The 2537-nt window shown below is 60.2% G+C and carries 2 protein-coding genes and 1 pseudogene; all 3 read left to right on the top strand.

Going from position 1 to position 2537, the window contains the following annotated elements; genetic code table 11:
- Nucleotides 1–708 (top strand): annotated as a pseudogene (locus EPO09_RS00310) (hypothetical protein); the annotation flags it as partial.
- A gap of 100 nt (nucleotides 709–808) precedes the next feature.
- Complete coding sequence (proB, locus tag EPO09_RS00305) at nucleotides 809–1927, top strand: glutamate 5-kinase (protein ID WP_290639044.1); 1119 nt, start codon at nucleotides 809–811, stop codon at nucleotides 1925–1927.
- A 203-nt stretch (nucleotides 1928–2130) separates the two neighbouring features.
- Nucleotides 2131–2537: putative solute-binding protein (locus tag EPO09_RS00300; RefSeq protein WP_290639042.1), on the top strand; the 407-nt coding region annotated here is incomplete at its 3' end.

The following is a 2537-nucleotide window of genomic DNA, read 5'->3' as shown; positions in this document are numbered from 1 at the left end:
TATGGCTGGAAGGGGCCTGTCTTCCAGATCTCCGCGCTGACCCGTCAGGGTTGCGAGCAGCTGGTGCAGACGATTTACCAGCACGTGGCCGCCATGCAGGAGCACCATGTCGAGTCGGATATCCGTTTTGATGTGGAAGCCAGCCTGCCCATGGCCAGTGATTTGATGGCCAAGGCCGGCCTGAGTTACGACGCCGATCTGACCGCCTTGATCAAGCCAAAGAAGGCCGATGGTGAGGCCGAGACCAAGACCAAGAAGGCGTCGGCACCGAAAAAGGCCGTGGCGAAAAAAGCGGCTGTGAAGACGGTGGCCGAGAAGGTCGTCAAGCCAGTCGCCAAGAAGGCTGCGGTGAAAAAGGCTGTCGCCAAGAAGGTGCCTGCCAAGAAGGCCGCCGCTGTCAAACCTGCAGGCACCAAGACTGCGCCCGTGAAGAAGGTTGCAGCCAAGAAGGCAGCGATGAAGAAGCCTGTCGCCGTCAAGAAGGGCGCTGCCAAGCAGGTAGTGGCCAAGAAAGTGGTAGCCAAGAAAGCAGCCGTGAAAGTGGCCGTGAAGAAGGTTGCCAGCAAGAAGCTTGCTGCGCCGGCCAAGAAGGTTGTGGCCAAAAAAGTGGCGGTGAAGAAGGTGACAGTCAAGAACGTGGCAGCGAAGAAGGTTGCCGCCAAAAAGGTTGTCGCCAAGAAGGCCGCAGGCAAGAAAACCGCTCGCTGATGATCATGTTGAGGGGGCCGTCAGGGCTCCCGCTTGACGCTTCCCGTTTGGCCAACGAATACCGCGTTGGCGCCTTGATGAAGAACGCCCGAGTCTGCTCATGAACGATGTGTTGAAGAACGCCCGCCGCATAGTGGTCAAGGTGGGGTCCAGCCTGGTCACCAATGAAGGCAAGGGTGTCGATGCCGATGCCATTGGCACCTGGTGTCGCCAGATGGCGGCCCTGGCTGCGGACGGGCGCGAAGTCATCATGGTGTCCAGTGGCGCCATTGCCGAGGGCATGAAGCGCCTGGGTTGGGCCGCGCGTCCGCATGAGATTCATGCCCTGCAGGCCGCAGCAGCCGTGGGCCAGATGGGCCTGGCGCAGATGTACGAAACCAAGCTGCGCGAGCACGGCATGGGCAGCGCCCAGGTCTTGCTCACACATGCCGACCTGGCTGATCGCGAACGCTATCTGAATGCCCGCTCCACCTTGTTGACGCTGCTGTCGCACAAGGTGGTGCCGGTCATCAACGAGAACGACACCGTTGTCACGGACGAGATCAAGTTTGGCGACAACGACACCCTGGGTGCCTTGGTGGCCAACCTGGTCGAAGCCGACGCCCTGGTCATCCTGACCGATCAGAAGGGCTTGTACAGCGCTGATCCGCGCAAGGACCCCAGCGCCCGCTTCATCGATGTCTGCACGGCTGGTGATCCCTCCCTGGAGCAGATGGCCGGTGGTGCTGGCTCGCGCGTGGGCACTGGCGGCATGATCACCAAGGTACTGGCGGCCAAACGTGCTGCGGGCAGTGGGGCATCGACCGTGATCGCCTGGGGGCGTGAGCCTGATGTGCTGGTGCGCCTCACTCAGGGCGAAGCCATTGGCTCGCTGTTCGTGGCCGCAACCGCCAAGCAAACGGCGCGCAAGCAGTGGATGGCCGATCACCTGCAACTGCGTGGTGCCGTGATCATCGACGATGGTGCCGTGGCCAAGTTGCGCGACGAGGGCAAGAGCCTGCTGCCCATCGGCATGACCGAAGTGGTGGGTGAATTTCACCGCGGTGACGTGATCGCCGTGCGCAACCAGGCTGGCCAGGATGTGGCCCGTGGTCTGGCGAACTACGCCAGCAGCGAGGCACGTCTGATCGTGCGCAAGGCCTCGTCCGAAATCGAAGGTGTGCTGGGTTTTACCAGTGAGCCCGAAATGATCCATCGCGACAACCTTGTTCTCGCCTGAATAGCGTATTGCGCTGGGCGAAAACCAGTTAACTGCGGGTAACTTCTGTCAGGGATATTTCGCCTGGCGGAAGTGCAACGCCCGATTCCACCCCCCTCTTTGCTCGTGACCAAGGGTTCGTACTGTCCTTGGGGTGGTGGCGTTTTACGTTAAAAACGTGACCCTTGTTTCCTTTTCTTTCTGATTCCTCCGAGGAGGTCTTGATGGCTCTGATGAATAACACCCTTGCTCGTTTTTCTTCTATCTCGCTGGCTGCTGCTGCCGTACTGGGTGGCACTCTGGGTGTGGTCTCCGCTGCTCAGGCCAAAAGCCTGATGTGCGTCTGGGACGTGGCGGGCAAGACAGGTGACGTGTATGCCGCAGCGACGGACTACGCCGTGGCCATGCAGAAAAATGGCGCCGACATTGAACTCAAGAGCTATGTCGATGAGCGCGTGGCCATTGAAGACTTCCGCGCCGGTCAGTGCGATGGTGTGATCGCTACAGCCTTCCGTACCCGCCAGTTCAACTCGGTGGCAGGCTCGCTGGACAGCATTGGTTCGACCACCGTGATTCGTAACGGCAAGGTCGATATGGAGGTCAGCTACGAAGTCGTGCGCAAGGTGATCCA

Source organism: Aquabacterium sp. (assembly GCF_004297345.1).
Taxonomy (GTDB): Bacteria; Pseudomonadota; Gammaproteobacteria; order Burkholderiales; family Burkholderiaceae_C; genus Aquabacterium.
This window is presented reverse-complemented; position numbering and strand designations above follow the sequence as displayed.